This window comes from Janthinobacterium sp. 1_2014MBL_MicDiv (assembly GCF_001865675.1).
In the GTDB taxonomy this organism is placed as follows: Bacteria; Pseudomonadota; Gammaproteobacteria; order Burkholderiales; family Burkholderiaceae_D; genus Janthinobacterium.
Genome location: NZ_CP011319.1, coordinates 2,863,575 through 2,878,841, shown reverse-complemented (window position 1 = coordinate 2,878,841; position 15,267 = coordinate 2,863,575). Strand labels below are relative to the sequence as shown.

Below are 15,267 nucleotides of genomic sequence, written 5' to 3'. Positions count from 1 at the left end.
CCATGGCGCAGGCGGGCGCACAGAAATCGCAGCCGTAATCCGTAACTGTTCGCCAGCGGCAAGATCATCCGTATCGCCACGAACCGCTCCGCTCGTAGCGCCTGGGGCTAGCGCGCTTCTCCCCTTACCGATGCATCAGCCTGCCATTACTGCCACAGACTGGCCGTGGAGATACCGGACCACGCTTGCGGCAGCGTTGGCGCCGGCCGGCCTTCCCGCGCCAACGCTGCAGCGCCGCATTCTGGCCGCGACGGCGCCATGCTAATGCTAATGCGGAGGCGACGCGGCCGCTGGTGGCGCTGGCCTCGATGACGGAGGCGCCGTGGGCGGTGGCGGCGTGCCATCCATCTTGCTGTTGAGCACCCGTGGCGTGCCGCGGAAGTCGGCCGTGTGCAGGCTGACGGGGCGGCGCCAGACGCGGGCGATGTAGGCCAGCACCCGTTCCGCCTGTTCCAGGTCGAGGCCACGGCCATCGCGCTGGTGTTCGTGGCGCAGGACGAGGCTGCCATCGTCTTTCAGCAAGGTAATGGCAATGCTGGGTGCGCCATAATTGTATTTGGGCGCCAGGATCGCTTCGCGGATCGATGGCAGCTCGCGGCTGGCCAGCCGCGTTTCGCCATCGCGCCGGCTTTCATGCACGAACAGGCCCAGGCGGTCGGCCAGTTCCGCATCGAGATAATTGCGGATGAAACTGAAATCATCGTCTTCCTGGCAAATTTGACGGGCGCGCGCCAATCCTTCGCGTTCGATGATCTGTTCCCACATGCAAAAACCCAGGTGGTAGGGATTGACGGCCAGCGCCAGTTGATGCTCGCCCGCATACGGGCGCACCACGTCCGAATGGGACTTGATGGCGGACAGATACAGTTCCGGCGGCAAAAAATCTGCCTCGCGCAGCAACCGCGCATGCCAGTACGAAGCCCAGCCTTCGTTCATGATCTGGCAGGCATAGACGGGATAGAAGTAAAACGACTCTTCGCGCACGGCCAGGAAAATGTCGCGTTCCCAATCGGCCATCTCCGGCGCATGATGGGCGATGAACCACAGCAAGTCGTACTCGGGCCGGGGCGGCAGCAGCGGACGCTGCGCCAGCCGCGCCCGCGCCGCCTCCTGCGCCGCGCGCGCGGCCGCTTCGCCCGGCAAGCGCTGGAAACGCCGGGCAAACGGGCCGGGCAGGGCGGCAGCGGTACTGCTAACGGCATCGCCGGCGCCCCCGCTGGCGGCAGGGCCGTGGCGCCAGGCAGGTGCGGTGGCAGCGGACGCGTCCGGCGCATCGGGGTAGGGTGGGCGATGCAGGGCGGCATGGATGTCCACGTGCTGTTCGAGGGCGAGCGCCGCGTCGAGCACGGCTTCGACCTGGTCCTGGCCATGATGCTGCAGCGCCGTCTCGATGCGCTGCGCGCGCGCCGCGCTTTGTTCCAGAATGTGCTGGCCCGCCATGGCGCCGAAGCGGATGAACAGCTCGTTGCGGCTGGCAAAGTCCGCATGGCCCAGCACATGGGCCGTGACGAGGGTGTTTTCTGCCACGGAATTATGTTCGGCCATGTACGCATGACAGGGGTCGCCGGGAAACATGACTTCGAAGATATGCGAATTGCCCATCTTCTGGTGGACCAGCTGGTGGATGTAGCGCACGCCGAACGACCAATGGCGCATGCGCACAGGCAAGCCATAGATGGCGATTTCAGCCATGAAACTGTCGGGTACGAGCTCGAAATCGACGCGGGGAAACACCAGGCCCGCCTCCAGCGCCAGCGCCTCGATGCGCGCCGCATAGCTGGCCAAGGCGCCGGCATCGCCGCCGTGGCTGTCGCCACCATGGCTGCTACCCTGGGGCGCGTGGCCCGGCGCTGGCCTTCGCGTCAGCATGGCGCCTCTCCGGTCGCGGCCGCTTCGTGCTGGAAGAAGGTGCGGATGGCGGCCCAGACATCGTCGGGCTTGGCCAGTATGCTGCTGTGCAAGGGCAAGCCCCGGCGCTCCAGTTCGGCGCACAGGCGGTGCATTTCCGTTTCCAGGCTGCGCGCCACGCCGGGCAGCGTTTCCACATAGCCCATATAGTTGAGCAAGGCGGCCAGTTCGCCCAGGGCCAGGTTGCTGGCGTCACGGTCTTCGCTGAAATTTTCGCCATCGGAGGCGTAGAACAGATAAGCATTGTAGCGGCCGGGCGCATAGCGTTCCTGCAACAGTTCTCGGCTCAGGCGGAAGGCGCTCGACGCCATGGTGCCGCCCATGCCATTGACCTGGAAAAACTCGGCCTCGGAAAACTCCCAGGCCCGCGTCGTGTGGGCGATGAAGCGCGTTTCCACGCGCGCATAGCTGCGGCGCAAGCCCTGCAAGGCAAAGAAGAAGAAGGATTTGGCCAGCTTGCGCTCGGCCTGCGCCATGCTGGCCGACACGTCGAGCACGAAAAACACGACGGCATTCGCGCTGGGCCGTGCTTGCTGCGCTACTTGCCGATAGCGCAAGTCATCGTTGGTGAAGGGCACGGCCTGCGTTTGCAGCGCGCGTCGCTTGATGGCTTCCTTCACCGTGCGCCGCCGGTCCAGGCGCGAGCGGGCGCCATGCCGGTCCAGGCCGGTGCGCACCAGTTGCACCTCGTCGATGGCGCTCAGGTGGCGCGGCTGCAAATGCGGCAGCTTGAGCTCATCCCACAGCCAGTCGAGGATGTCGTCAACGGCAAATTCCAGCAGCAGCCGCACTTCACCCTCGCCATTGCCGCCTTCACCTTGCGCCTCGCCTTCGCCCGTGACAGCCGGGCGCGCCGCGCGCAGGATATCGCCGGGCTGGCCTTCGCCCTGGCCCGCGCCGATGCTGTTGCGCGCGGACGCCAGGCGGAAATGGGCATGCTCGAGCAGGCGTACGGGCACGTGCACCGTGCGCTGCTGCGCTCCGCCGATCAGGTCAGGGCCGGCAATCAGCTCGGGCAAGTGCGCCTGCACGGCTTCGCGCACTTTCTGGTTGTGGCGCAGCCAGTCGCGCGCACCGCGCGAGAACAGCGCATACCAGGGCCGGCTGAAGTCGCGGCCATGCCCGGCCGGCGCCAGACCCGCGTTCCCGTCCGCGTTGGCGTTCGTATCCGCCGGCAACGCCGCACCCGCTCCACCCATCGCGTCGTCCGGTAGCGGCCCCCCGTCGTGCTTGCCGCTGCCTGGCGTGTTGGTGGTGGGCATCGCTACTCCTGCGCTAGCAAGGTGGTGACGTAGTTGAGCGCTTCGCGCGCGCTGTGGGCGTCATAGCCGTATTCGTCGACCAGGCGCTGCTCGACGGCGGAAATTTTCGCACGCACGTCATCGTCGGGACGCTTGGCTGAACTGACGAGGCGCAGCACGTCGCGCCGCTGCTCGAACAGATATTGCTGTATCGCATCGTGCAACTGCGCGTGGCTGCCCAGGCCAAACACTTCGCCCCGCTTGAAGGCGCCCATGGCCTTGCGCACCACTTCCTGGCGGAACGACTGCTTGCCCGAGTCGCTGATATGGATTTTTTCTTCCACGGCGCGCAGGAAGCGCTCGTCCGGGCGGCGTTCCTCGCTGGTGATGGGGTCGCGGATCTGGCGGTTGTCGAGCATGGCCTCGACTTCGTCGAGATACTTGTTGAGCAAATCCTGCGCTTCCTGCTCGAACGAGACAAACAGTGCCTTGTGCACGTCGGCCTTGACCCAGCGGTTATAGAAATCCTTGCGCGTGAGCACCAGATAATCGATCCACTTGCGCTTGCGCCGGGGTTCGATGCGGGCATCGCTTTCGATGCCATCCTTCAGGGCCAGCAGCACGTCCATGGTGGACAGGCTGTTGCGCCGGGCCGCGATGATGGCATGCGACAGGGCATTGATGACAAAGCGGGGCGAGACGCCGGCCAGGCCCTCGTCGGGCGCCTTGTCGCGCTCGCGGATGCGCCGGATTTCCGCATGCGGCAAGTCGTCCACGTCTTCGTCCGCATAGATGCGCAGCTTCTTGACCAGTTCGGCTTCCTTGTCTTCGGCTTCGGGCAGCCGGCTCAGGATGGCGAACACGGCCGCCGCATGCAGCACGTGGGGATCGAGGTGCACGCCGCGGAAGGCGGGCGCGGCCGACAGGATCAGCTTGCGGTAGATGCGCGCTTCCTCGCGATAGTTGAGCGTGTACGGCACTTGCACGATGACCATGCGGTCGAGCAAGGCCTCGTTTTCACTTTCTTGCAGGAATTTGCGAAATTCCGCCAGGTTCGTGTGGGCCACGATGCTTTCATCGAGGTAAATCAGGGGAAAGCGCGATACCTTGACGTTTTTTTCCTGCGTCAAGGTCAGCAGCAGGTACAGGAATTCGCGCTTGACCTTGAGGATCTCGATCATTTCCAGCATGCCGCGACTGGCCGCGTACACGGCGCCCGACCACGACCAGGCGCGCGGATCGCCCTCGTCGCCGTATTGCGCCACCTTCGACAGGTCGACGGAACCGACCAGGTCGGCCAGGTCGGCCGTGGTGGGGTCGTGCGGCGCATACGTGCCGATGCCGCAGCGGCCCGCCTCGGAGATGTGGATGCGTTCGACGGGCATGCGCAGGAAGTCGCCCGCATACTGTTCTTCCAGCCGTGCGCGGCAATGGGGGCACAGTTCGCCCTGCAGCTCGACGCCGTAGCTGGCGCGAAAGTCGGCGCGCATGCCGTGCGGCACCAGGTGCAGCGGCGATTCATGCACGGGACAGCCATCGATGCCGTACAGCGCGCCTTCGCTGCTGTGGCTGTATTCCTCCAGTCCCCGCTTGAGCAGGATCACCATGGTCGACTTGCCGCCCGACGGCGGTCCCAACAATAGCAGCATGCGCCGGCCCACTTCGGAACCGGCGGCCGCCGCCTTGAAATAGGCGGCAACGCGGTCGATCGCTTCGTCGATGCCGAACAGTTCGTCGTCGAACAGGCGGCAACGGAAACGCCCGCCGCCATCCGCCTGGCCGTTCCAGCGCATCATGTCCCACAGGTACTGGTGGGCGTTGCGTGCCAGCAAGGTGGCGCCCGTGGGCAGGATTTGCTCGAGAAAATCGGCAAACTGGCCGCGCCAGGGCGTGATGCGGTGTTGCGCCGCATAGGCCGCCATGTCATGGGCGAAGCGGGCGCGCGGCGCATCGTCCTGATGCCCCGCCTGCGGGGCGCCATCGAGTAGCGGTGCCATTGCCGGCGTTGCAGACTTGCGCGCATCGTCGGGGGGCTGGTGAGTGCTGCCTGGGCTCGTCATTGTTTTTCCATCCCTGCCGTCACGCGGTGGCGCTGCGGCTAGTTGATTAACCCAGTATACGGCGCAGCCTCTAGTCGCACGCCTGATCTCGCTCAAGCTTAAAAACGGAACTATTTCCGGCACATTGAACACAGGTGGCGCACGGCGCTCCTGCGCAGCACAGTTGAATCCAGATCAATACCGGGTGCCGTGGCCGGCCCACACTGGACTTCCAGAGCGACCCACGAGGAGAACGACATGATCGGCAATGACAATGGTTTCAGCGCGCCGCCGGGCGGCGCGGCTGGCAAGGGACAGAGTGCGGACGACGAAGAGGCAGTGAACCAGTTTGCCGATCCCGGCGACGGCGACGGCAATATCGAGAGCGCGTCCGTATCGGAAGTATCCGATGCCTTGAGCGGCGTCAGCATGGAGTTACTGGAAATCAAGCGCAGCATCGAGGACGGCATGCGCCAGGCCATCCTGCAGGCGGGGGGCGTGCGCGCCGCCGACGCCTTCAGCGATTCGGGCAATATCCAGGGCGTGTCGATCGGCCTGGGCGAGGGCGCCAGCGACAGTTCGTCCGGCGAGCCGGGCATGCCGGCCCTGACCCTGTATGTAGCCGAGCCGACCTCCGTCGATCGCGCCAAGGCGGCCATCGTGGGGGCCATGGGCGTGCGCGCCGTGGCCAGCGACAGTGTGCCCGTGAATATCGTCGTCACGGGCATCATCGATGCGCAGCCGCACCGTTTCCGCCTGCGCCCGGCGCCGGGCGGGGTTTCGGTCGGGCATTTCCGCATCACGGCCGGCACCATCGGCTGCCTGGCCGTGGGCCGCAGCGCGCCGCGCAACAACCGCCTGATGATACTGAGCAATAATCACGTGCTGGCCAACTCGAACAACGCCGTGTTCAACGATTGCATCGTGCAGCCTGGCCCCATCGATGGCGGCAGGTGTCCGCAAGACCAGGTGGCGGTACTCGAGCGCTTCGTGCCCATCAATTTCAGCGGCGGCGTCAATTTCGTTGACTGTGCCACCGGCTGGGCCTGGCCAGACCGCGTGCGCCCCGAACTGGTCTTCCTCAGCGGCGGCGTGCCTGCCTATTTCCGCATCAGCAACGCGCTGGTGGCGCCCGCCTTGGGCATGCTGGTCGGCAAGTCAGGGCGCACGACGCAACTGACGCAGGGCCGCATCACGGGCCTGGGCGCCACCATCAACGTCAACTATGGCGGCGGCAGGATCGCGCTGTTCCAGGACCAGATCGCCATCACGGGCGTCAGCGGGGCCTTCAGTGCGGGCGGCGATTCCGGCTCGTCCATCTGGACCTGGAACCAGCAGCGCAATCCCGTCGGCCTGCTGTTTGCCGGCGGCGGCAACATCACGTTCGCCAACCAGATGCGCCGGGTGGTGGTGGCCCTCGACATCAACCTGTACACCTGAGTGCAGTGACGCGGCGGTGTTACGCCACCTTGCATAACGCCGCTCCTTGCACGATGATGAACTTGTCAGTGGCGCTTGCCGCGCATGCTGCTGCCCGGCAGGCGGCGGCGGTGGCGACGCCGGTTTGCCGGGTGTATCATGGACAGCATCAGGAGGGCTTGTCATGTCAAACAGTAAATTCGTACAGGCGCCGTACGCCGTCTTTGAAGATGCGGCCATGCCTTACCTGCCGGACGGCGGCGGACAGGCCGCGGCGGGCGGCGGCCTGGGCGGGCAAACGCAGCCGCACGGCCGGCTGGAAGCGGCAAAGCGGCGCAATGAGCGGGCACTGATGGCCATCGACGGCGTCGAAGGCGTCAGCCTCGGGCAAACGGCCATCGGCCGGGAAGCCATCGTCGTGTACCTGCGCGACTCGTCCGTCAAGCCGCGCGTGCCGCTGCAAGTAGAAGGTTATCCGGTGGAAACGAGCATCACGGGCCAGATCGATATCCAGCGCTGGTAAGCGGCATTCCGGCACCATGGCGGGCGCGGGCGCCTGGTCAGGCACCGGGTTGGGGGCCTCGCGGGCTGCCGCTGCCGCTTGTCGTGTTTTTGCCTGGCCGGTGTCAGCTCGCGTCGCCAGCTCGCGTTATCAGATCGCCATCGGACGCTTATCCGACCGCCGCCTGGCCGCCGTCCCGTATTGCCCGAGGCGCGAGCAGGCATTTCCTGCCGCAGGCTGTCGCCGCGGCAGGAGGTGCGGGTCTTGCGTGCGGGTCTTACTTGCTCAGGCGGCTAATCGCCTCGGCCACGCCGGCGCCATAGGCCGGGTCGCACAGGGTGCAGTTGCCGATGTGGCGTTGCTTGACCTCGTCGGACGCGCCCGAGATGGCGCGCGCCGTATTCTCGAACAGGGCTTGCTGCTGTGCCGGCGTCATCAGGCGGAACAGGGCGCGCGGCTGCGAATAGTAATCCTCGTCGACGCGGTGGTTCCAGTGGTCGGCCGCGCCCTCGATGCTGAGCGGCGGCTCGCGGAAATCGGGCTGCTCGGCCCATTCCTGCTGACTGTTCGGCTCATAGCCCAGGGTGCCGCCCTGGTTGCCGTCGACGCGCATCTGGCCGTCGCGGTGGTAGCTGTGGAACGGGCACTTCGGCGCGTTGACGGGAATGTGGCTGTGGTTGACGCCGAGGCGGTAGCGCTGCGCATCGCCATACGAAAACAAGCGACCCTGCAGCATCTTGTCCGGCGAAAAGCTGATGCCGGGCACCACATTGGCCGGGTTGAAGGCCGCCTGTTCCACTTCGGCAAAGTGGTTGTCGGCATTGCGGTTCAATTCCAGCACGCCTACTTCGATCAATGGATAGTCGCCGTGCGGCCACACTTTCGACAGGTCGAACGGGTTGAGGTGGTAAGTGCCTGCCTCTTTTTCCGGCATGATCTGCACGTACAGGGTCCAGCGCGGGAAGTCCTTGTTCTCGATGCTTTCATACAGGTCGCGGTGCGAGCTTTCGCGGTCCTTGCCCACCAGTTCCTCGGCTTCGGCATCCGTCAGGTTTTGAATCCCTTGCTGGGTTTTGAAGGTGAACTTGACCCAGAAACGCTCGTTTTGCGCATTCAGGAAGCTGAAGGTATGGCTGCCGAAGCCGTGCATGTGGCGGAAGCTGCGCGGCAGGCCACGGTCGCTCATCACCACGGTGACCTGGTGCAGGGCTTCCGGCAGCGAGGTCCAGAAGTCCCAGTTGCTGTTGGCGCTGCGCAAACCGGTGCGCGGGTCGCGCTTGATGGCGTGGTTCAGGTCGGGAAATTTCAAGGGGTCGCGCATGAAGAAGACGGGTGTATTGTTGCCGACCAGATCCCAATTACCTTCTTCCGTGTAAAACTTCAGGGCGAAGCCGCGGATGTCGCGTTCCGCATCGGCCGCGCCCCGTTCGCCGGCCACCGTGGAAAAGCGCGCAAACATCGGCGTTTTCTTGCCCACTTCGCCAAAGATTTTCGCCCGCGTGTAGCGCGTGATGTCGTGCGTGACGGTAAACGTGCCGTGTGCGCCCGAGCCCTTGGCGTGCATGCGGCGTTCCGGGATGACTTCGCGGTCGAAGTGGGCCAGCTTTTCCAGGAACCAGACATCTTGCAACAGGGCCGGGCCGCGCGGGCCGGCCGTCTGGATGTTTTGATTGTCTACAACAGGCGCGCCAAAGGCGGTGGTCAGCTTTTTCATTGGACTCTTTCTTTATAGGGAGGTCAACGGACGAGCCAAGGCGCCTACCCAAACACTGGCTGGGTTGAGCATGCGGTACTGATACGTACCGACTCACCGAGGCTGGTCCAGAGCAATCAATTTCTAAAAAGCAAATTCAGTGTAATCCATTTCGGGGCCGGCAGCAGCCCCGCCGCCTCCGTGGAGGCGGCGCGTCCATCATAGCCCTTCGGTAATGTCTACCCCAACACCGTTGACGCAGCGCAAAGCTGCAGCAGCATTCCTGCCGTGTCGGGGATAGTTGACCCAGTTCGTTCGCAGCCATTCCGGCACGGCCGCATGGCCGCGTATTCCTGCCGGCAAGTGGCGCCGGATCAGGCGTTCGCATTTCAATGCCGTCTGCCGGCTGCCGCCCGACCAGCTGTTGCCGCTGTATCGCACCGCATGCCATGGTGGCGGTTCAGCAGCGCGCTGTCGGGGATGCCGCTGCCGGGTCGTCGCCCGGGGCCGGGCCGTCCGGATAGCTGAATGGCAAGTCGCCGTGCTTTATCGGCCCCGTCCGCTGGTCTGCCATGCTTGCCTCGCGATCCGATGGCGCACGGACACCTGTGCGTGCCGGGCCAGCTTATGCCTGCAAGCTGCTTTCCACTTGGAAATACGGCCTGGCCTTGAGCCGGCTTAAAACCGGTTCCAGTTGTTGTGCCGGTGTTCCGTCGCTTCCTTCATCAGGTGGCCGGCGCGCAGCGCATCGTCGGCCTGCAGCGTCATGGCCAGTTCCTGGATGGCGGGCGGGTATTCGTGGTGGGCCGCTTCTTCCAGCAACTCGCGGCCCTTGGCCGGGTCGCGCGCCACGCCGCGGCCTTCGCGGTAGGCGTTGTAAAGCAAAAACATGGCGTGTGCATTGCCCAGCGCGCTCGATCTGTCCAGCCAGCGCGCCGCCTCCGCCTGGTCTTTCGGCACGCCTTCGCCATTCGCCGCCAGCAGGCCCAGCATTAGCGCAGCTTTCGCGTGGCCTTGCTGCGCCGCCTGGCGGTACCATGGCCACGCCTGTTCCGGCGCGGCCGCGCGCAGCATCTGGCCCAGTTCGAACGCGGCTTCCGTGTCGCCGGCGCGGGCCGCCTGTTCGAACAGGGTCAGGGCATCGGCGCGGCGCTCGGGCCTGGCCTGGTAAATCAGCGCCAGTTCGCGCTCGGCGACGGGCATGTCCTTGCTGGCCCAGCCGCGCACGCGGCGCTCGGCCTTGTGGTCGCCCGCCTGGCGCGCATGCATGGCGACGGCTTCGATCTCGGCCGAGGTGGGCGGCGGCGGCGCCTGGCAGGCGGCCAGCGCTGCGGCAAGCACGACGGCGGGCAGGGAGAGTGCGTGTTTCATCATGATCACCTTCAATCAAGGCGGGCCGGGACCACCGCTGTCCCGGCTCGCCTGAGTTGCACAACGGATTATTTAGACAGATCGATGTTGTACTTGGCAAAGCCGCTGGCGTCGAGGCCGCCTTCGGACGCCACGTTGACGATGCCGCTGCCTTGCGCCAGCGCCAGGTGGCCCGGCGCCGAGCGCAGGATCACGGGGCCGGCCGTGGCCGTCTTGACGAAGCTCCAGCTGCGCGCGCTGCCGTTCGCCGCCAGCGTCACCTTGCCGCCCTTGGTGCTGAGCGAGGCCAGGTAGTTGCTGACCACGGCCTGGTTGGCATCGGGCGACTTGATGATGGTCTTGCTGCCGTCGATGCCGGGCACGGCGCCGCCGCCGCCGGCGCGGTAGTCGTTGGTGGCGACGATGAAGTCGGCACTGTCGGCCACGGGCGCGCCCTTGTAGCTGAGGTTGACGATGCGGCTGCCGGCCGGCTTCGTCACGTCGATCTGGTACGTCAGGGCATTGTTTTCCGCATAGAACACGTCATAGTTATAGATCGTGCCATACGACGGCACCAGGTCCTGCTCGGCCGTCTTGGCCGGGTCGATCTGGGCAAATTGCTTGGCCGACGTTTCCAGCCACGCCTTCAAGTCCGCCCCCTTGATCTTCACGGCTTGCAAGTTGTTGTTGCTATACAAATACAGGTCGCCCGGATTGCGCACCTGCAAGCCGATCGGCGCGGCCGGCGTCGCGCCAGCGGCCACGTCCGTGAAGTCCGACGGCCCGTTGCGACCCGCCTTGAACGGCGCGCTGCACGAGATGACGGGGATGTCCTTGTAACTCGACAAAGTGGCGTCCGTGCTGGTGGCGATGAAGTTCTTCACATAGTCGAGCTGCGCCTGGTTCACCAGCTGGATGGCGCTGACATCGCCCACCAGCGCGAAGTAGGCCGACATCTCGAAATCCGTGCTGATGCCCAGCGGCTGCCTGGCGTAGGCGATGGTGGCCGCGTGCTCGGTGGCGACCAGCGGCGCGATGGCCGGGTCGGCTTTCACGAGGGTCGTGCCATCCGTGTACTTGAAGCCGCGCGACTCGACCGTCGTCTTGGCCGGCTGCACCACCCACTTGCCGCCCTGGTAGGCGAGCGTCAGCTTGATGATGCCCAGGCGACGGCCCCAGCTTTGCGCCATGACGGTGGGCACGCCGTTGACGAAACCGTTGACGGCGTCGATCTTGGCGCTGGCGGGGAAGGCGGCAAACGAGGCGTCCAGCGCGGCCGCGCCCACTTCCTTGCCTTTCGGGAAGATCAAGTGCGAGTGGCCGATCATCAGCGCATCGATGCCGGTGCTGGTCAGGTGATAGCTGCCGTTTTCCATCTTCGGGCTGTAGGCGCTGGTGTCCAGGCCGCCATGCGACAGGGCCACGACCAGGTCGGCGCCCTTGCTGCGCAATTCCGGCACGTACTGTTTCGCCGCTTCCTGCACGCCCGTTACGCTGACCTTGCCAGCCAACACCTTCTGGTCCCATTCGAGGATTTGCGGCGGCACAAAGCTCAGCACGCCCACATTGATCTTGACCTTGAGCTTGCTGCCATCGGGCGCGGTCGCATCGAAATCGCGGGGCAGCACGGTATAGGGCTGGAAGATGGGCTTGCCGCTGGCCACGCCGACGACATTGCTCAGCACGGAAGGGAAGGCGGGCGCGCCGCAAGTGCCCGTCGGCTTGACCACGCCGGGGATGCCGAAGTCCGTATTGGTGATCTGGCTCAGGTAAGCCAGGCCATAGTTGAATTCATGGTTGCCCATGCCGCCCGCGTCGTATTTCAGCGCGTTCATGGCCTTGTGCACGGCCAGGGTGCCGCTGCAAGGCACGGGCGCGGCCACGGCCTGCAGGTCGGCCAGCAGGGTGCCCTGGATGACGTCGCCATCGTCGAGCAAGACATTGTTCGGATTTTCCGCGCGCGCCGCCTGGATCAGGGTCGACGTGCGCTCCAGGCCCAGGCTCGTGTCCTCGGCCAGCGCATAGTAGTTATAACTGAGGACATTCGAATGGATGTCCGTCGTTTCCAGCAGCGCCACGGTGACCGTCGTGCCTTCGGGAATGGCCGGCACCGCCGGCGTATTCGAACTGCCGTTGCAACCGACGAGACCCACACTTGCCAGCGCCGCCAGCATGACCCAATTTGTTTTCATTACCGCCCTCGGAAAGATTCAAAGGACGCGACTGTAACGCCGCCATGTGACGCCACCATGACAGCCGCGCGGGGCGCATGGAATCAGGGGCGCGCGCAGGCGGCCACGGCGCCGGCCAGCCAGGCCGCATCGACGGGCCCCAGCCGCCGCGTGCAGACCTGATGTTGAGAGTTCAGAATCACTGTGTACGGCAAGCCCTTGATTTGATTGCCAAAGATGGGCAACAAGTCTGGCCTGGCCAAGGCCTGGGGATAGCTGGCAGGGTGGCTTCGCAGGAACGCTTGCGCGGCTGCCCGCGTATCGATGGCGATGCCGATCAGACGTTGCCGGGGCGCGCTGGCGGCGTAGGCATTCAGTATCGGCAACTCCCGGACGCAGGGCAGGCAGTTGCTGGCCCAGAAATTGAGCACCACGGCCTGGCCCCGGTACTGGCGCAGGCCCAGGCTGCCGTCCGCATCGAGGCGGGGCAGGTCGAAGCGCAGCGGCGCGGCGGTCGCGCTGCCGGCGATCAGCAGCGGCAGCAGCCACGCTTTCATGGCGGCACCACGATGGCGTCCGTCATGCGGTAGTACAGGCCCATGGGGTCGCTGGCCAGCACTGTCAGCTTGCCCTGCAGGATGAAGGGCGCGTAGCTGAACTTGACCGGCGTTCGGCTCTTGATCTCGACTACGCCTTCCGGGCCGGCCGGCAGGCAAAAGGGACAGCTGGCCGAAGTGACGGTCAGCAGGAAATGCTTCTGCTTCTGGCCCGGCTCCAGGGGCATCATGAAGCCTTGCACTTTCACCTCCGTGTTGTCGAGCGCGCGGATGTCCGGCGTGTACTTCGGCACCATGCGGCCCTTGCTTGCCTTCACGGTGGTGGCCTTGCCCAGCAGTTTCCACGAGACCACTCCCGGGATATCCGTCAAGGGGGCGAAGAACGAGGGCGGCTCGTTCAGCGCGCCGGCCAGCGCGGAAGCGGAGGCGCTGGCCAGCAGGCTGGCGCCGGCCAGTGCGCCAGCGCCCAGTACGAGGCGTTTCAACAAGAGGCGATGCAACATTGCGTTTTCCTTTCAGGGGCGCGCCAGGGTGGCGGCGATATCGGTGCGGTAGGCGCGCGCGGCGGGCAGGGCGGCCGCCAGCAAGCCCACGGCTGCGGCGATGACGGGCAGCCACGCTTCATCGGGCGCAAGGCGCCAGGCCTGCAAGTTCAGCGTTTGCTCGCCATCCATGCTCCACTGCAACAGCGCGACGCCGCCATGCCCGAGCAGCCAGCCCAGCGCCGCTCCTGTCGACGACAGCAGCAAGCCCTGCGTCAGTAGCAGGCCCAGCAGTTTGGAGGGCGAGGCGCCCAGGGTGCGCAGGATGGCCAGATCCATCCTGCGTTCTTCCAGCGCGCCATACAGGGCGACGAACAGCGACAAGGCCGCCACCAGCAGCACGCCGGCGGCGATGGCGTGCAGCACGGCGATACCCACGCCCAGCAGGTTGAACAGGCGTGCCGCCTCGAACGCCGGCTGGGCCGCCTGCAACCCTGGCTGGCTATTCACCCAGTGCGGCAGCGTGATCGCGGACAGCGGCGACGCGTATTGCACCAGCACGGCTGTCAGTTCGCGCCCGGGAGTTGTCGCGGCTGGTTCGGCCGGCTGCTCGTCGGGGTCTGTTTCGTGCACGCGCCACACGGACGCGACGGGCGTGACGATCAGGCGGTCGAGCACCGTGCCCGTCGGCTTGAGGATGCCCACCACCGTGTAGGGCGCGTGGTCATGCAGTTCGCCGCCCGCCGCCAGCCCATGCGAACCGGCGAAGGTGGCGCCCAGGGTCGCTCCCGTGGCGCGCGCCGCCCGGGCGCCGAACACGGCTTGCATCGCTTGCGAGGGCGGCCGGCCTTGCGCCAGTTGTGCGCCGTAATGATCGAGCAGCGCCGTCGTGCTGCCGACGATGCGGAAACCGTGGAAATTGTCGCCCAGGGCCAGGGGGATGACCGACTTCACCAATGGCTGCGCGGCGACCGCCGCCAGCGTGGTCTCGGGAATGTTGCCGGTCGGAATGTCAGCGTGATACACGGACGACAGGATCAGCTGCAGCGGCGAGCCTTTCGCGCCCACCACGAGGTCGATGCCCTGCGCATCGCGCCCGGCGTGCTCCTCCAGCTGGCTGGAGACGGCCAGGATGAAGGTCATCATGGCGATGCCGATCGCCACCAGCAGCAGATTCAGGCTCGATGCCAGCGGCTTGTGGCGCAGGGCGCGCCAGGCCAGCGTCACCGCGTTCATGGCGCCAGCCCGGCGCGAGGCAGGCGCAGCACGGCGGCGTCCGGCAAGGCGGCCAGCACGCGCGCGTCGTGGCTGGCGATGACGAGCGAGGCACCAGCCTGTGCCGCCTGCCGCGCCAGCAGGTTGACGACGGCCGCGCAGGCGCCGTCATCGAGGTTGGCCGTCGGCTCGTCGGCCAGGATCAGCCGCGGGCGCATGAAGACGGCGCGCGCGATGGCGGTTCGTTGCCGCTGGCCGCCGCTCAATGCGTGCGGATAGGCGGCCAGCTTGTCGGCCAGCCCCAATTGGCCCAGCAGGCTGGCCGCGCGGTTCCGGTCGGGCCGCTTGCCGCTGGCATAGGCGGGCAGCAAAACATTGTCGAGCACGTTCAAGCTGGGCACCAGCGCCAGTTGCTGTGGCAGCAAGCCGACGGTGCTGCCGCGCCAGCTGTCGCGTTGGCGCGGCGAGAGGCCCGCCAGCGACGTGCCCGCCACTTCCAGGCGGCCTTGCTGCGGTGCCAGGATGCCTGCCAGCAGATGCAGCAAGGTCGATTTGCCCGAGCCGGACGGTCCCAGCAGCAGCGCATGGCGCCCGGCGGGCAAGTGGAAGGCGGCGATGTCGAGCACGGGGGGCGCATCGTCATAGCCGTACGTCAGTGAGGCGAGGTGGAGCATGGTTTCTCTTTCCGGT

12 protein-coding genes are annotated in these 15,267 nt (G+C 66.0%); 2 read left to right on the top strand and 10 right to left on the bottom strand.

Annotated elements, in window-relative coordinates; genetic code table 11:
• Nucleotides 1-267: 267 nt before the first annotated feature.
• The 3 genes from YQ44_RS12630 to YQ44_RS12620 are packed head-to-tail and all read right to left on the bottom strand — an operon-like array spanning nt 268 to nt 5,209.
• Nucleotides 268-1,869 (bottom strand): SpoVR family protein, encoded by a 1,602-nt coding sequence (locus YQ44_RS12630; protein ID WP_083411805.1) that lies wholly within the window; start codon nt 1,867-1,869, stop codon nt 268-270.
• Complete coding sequence (locus YQ44_RS12625) at nt 1,863-3,170, bottom strand: DUF444 family protein (protein WP_232251272.1); 1,308 nt, start codon at nt 3,168-3,170, stop codon at nt 1,863-1,865. Before YQ44_RS12625 ends, YQ44_RS12630 begins: the two co-directional genes overlap by 7 nt.
• A 2-nt stretch (nt 3,171-3,172) precedes the next feature.
• Nucleotides 3,173-5,209 (bottom strand): serine protein kinase, encoded by a 2,037-nt coding sequence (locus YQ44_RS12620; protein WP_232251271.1) that lies wholly within the window; start codon nt 5,207-5,209, stop codon nt 3,173-3,175.
• Between the two features lie 237 nt (nt 5,210-5,446).
• Here YQ44_RS12620 and YQ44_RS12615 point away from each other — a divergent pair, with 237 nt between their 5' ends.
• Both YQ44_RS12615 and YQ44_RS12610 read left to right on the top strand, forming a co-directional pair.
• A complete protein-coding gene (locus tag YQ44_RS12615; RefSeq protein WP_071323682.1) occupies nt 5,447-6,628 on the top strand; it encodes a hypothetical protein in 1,182 nt (393 codons plus the stop codon).
• 163 nt (nt 6,629-6,791) lie between these two features.
• Nucleotides 6,792-7,130 carry a hypothetical protein gene (locus tag YQ44_RS12610; protein WP_071323681.1) on the top strand — a complete coding sequence of 113 codons (339 nt, stop codon included), beginning with the start codon at nt 6,792-6,794 and terminating at the stop codon, nt 7,128-7,130.
• A 256-nt stretch (nt 7,131-7,386) separates the two neighbouring features.
• On the opposite strand, the gene YQ44_RS12605 is transcribed toward YQ44_RS12610, so the two are convergent.
• The 7 genes from YQ44_RS12605 to YQ44_RS12575 form a co-directional block, all read right to left on the bottom strand.
• Entirely contained in the window at nt 7,387-8,823 is a 1,437-nt protein-coding gene (locus YQ44_RS12605; RefSeq protein WP_071323680.1) for a catalase, read from the bottom strand.
• A gap of 657 nt (nt 8,824-9,480) precedes the next feature.
• Nucleotides 9,481-10,176, bottom strand: coding sequence for a tetratricopeptide repeat protein (locus YQ44_RS12600; protein WP_156894814.1), 696 nt, complete (start codon nt 10,174-10,176; stop codon nt 9,481-9,483).
• Nucleotides 10,177-10,241: 65 nt separating this feature from the next.
• The gene (locus YQ44_RS12595; RefSeq protein WP_071323679.1) at nt 10,242-12,344 is read right to left on the bottom strand and encodes a bifunctional 2',3'-cyclic-nucleotide 2'-phosphodiesterase/3'-nucleotidase; all 2,103 of its coding nucleotides are present in this window, start codon (nt 12,342-12,344) and stop codon (nt 10,242-10,244) included.
• A gap of 83 nt (nt 12,345-12,427) precedes the next feature.
• Entirely contained in the window at nt 12,428-12,880 is a 453-nt protein-coding gene (locus YQ44_RS12590) for a TlpA disulfide reductase family protein (protein WP_071323678.1), read from the bottom strand.
• Nucleotides 12,877-13,383, bottom strand: coding sequence for a DUF3299 domain-containing protein (locus tag YQ44_RS12585; RefSeq protein ID WP_071323677.1), 507 nt, complete (start codon nt 13,381-13,383; stop codon nt 12,877-12,879). Before YQ44_RS12585 ends, YQ44_RS12590 begins: the two co-directional genes overlap by 4 nt.
• Nucleotides 13,384-13,395: 12 nt before the next feature.
• Nucleotides 13,396-14,598, bottom strand: coding sequence for an FtsX-like permease family protein (locus YQ44_RS12580; RefSeq protein ID WP_071323676.1), 1,203 nt, complete (start codon nt 14,596-14,598; stop codon nt 13,396-13,398).
• A complete protein-coding gene (locus YQ44_RS12575; RefSeq protein ID WP_071323675.1) occupies nt 14,595-15,251 on the bottom strand; it encodes an ABC transporter ATP-binding protein in 657 nt (218 codons plus the stop codon). Before YQ44_RS12575 ends, YQ44_RS12580 begins: the two co-directional genes overlap by 4 nt.
• Between the last annotated feature and the right edge of the window lie 16 nt (nt 15,252-15,267).

What these genes read in the sequence shown, in the direction of transcription:
- YQ44_RS12630 (WP_083411805.1), bottom strand. Translation starts at nt 1,869, where the DNA reads ATGCTGACGCGAAGGCCAGCGCCGGGCCACGCGCCCCAGGGTAGCAGC.
- YQ44_RS12605 (WP_071323680.1), bottom strand. Translation starts at nt 8,823, where the DNA reads ATGAAAAAGCTGACCACCGCCTTTGGCGCGCCTGTTGTAGACAATCAA.
- YQ44_RS12575 (WP_071323675.1), bottom strand. Translation starts at nt 15,251, where the DNA reads ATGCTCCACCTCGCCTCACTGACGTACGGCTATGACGATGCGCCCCCC.
- YQ44_RS12615 (WP_071323682.1), top strand. Translation starts at nt 5,447, where the DNA reads ATGATCGGCAATGACAATGGTTTCAGCGCGCCGCCGGGCGGCGCGGCT.
- YQ44_RS12625 (WP_232251272.1), bottom strand. Translation starts at nt 3,170, where the DNA reads ATGCCCACCACCAACACGCCAGGCAGCGGCAAGCACGACGGGGGGCCG.
- YQ44_RS12620 (WP_232251271.1), bottom strand. Translation starts at nt 5,209, where the DNA reads ATGACGAGCCCAGGCAGCACTCACCAGCCCCCCGACGATGCGCGCAAG.
- YQ44_RS12585 (WP_071323677.1), bottom strand. Translation starts at nt 13,383, where the DNA reads ATGTTGCATCGCCTCTTGTTGAAACGCCTCGTACTGGGCGCTGGCGCA.
- YQ44_RS12590 (WP_071323678.1), bottom strand. Translation starts at nt 12,880, where the DNA reads ATGAAAGCGTGGCTGCTGCCGCTGCTGATCGCCGGCAGCGCGACCGCC.
- YQ44_RS12610 (WP_071323681.1), top strand. Translation starts at nt 6,792, where the DNA reads ATGTCAAACAGTAAATTCGTACAGGCGCCGTACGCCGTCTTTGAAGAT.
- YQ44_RS12580 (WP_071323676.1), bottom strand. Translation starts at nt 14,598, where the DNA reads ATGAACGCGGTGACGCTGGCCTGGCGCGCCCTGCGCCACAAGCCGCTG.
- YQ44_RS12595 (WP_071323679.1), bottom strand. Translation starts at nt 12,344, where the DNA reads ATGAAAACAAATTGGGTCATGCTGGCGGCGCTGGCAAGTGTGGGTCTC.
- YQ44_RS12600 (WP_156894814.1), bottom strand. Translation starts at nt 10,176, where the DNA reads ATGATGAAACACGCACTCTCCCTGCCCGCCGTCGTGCTTGCCGCAGCG.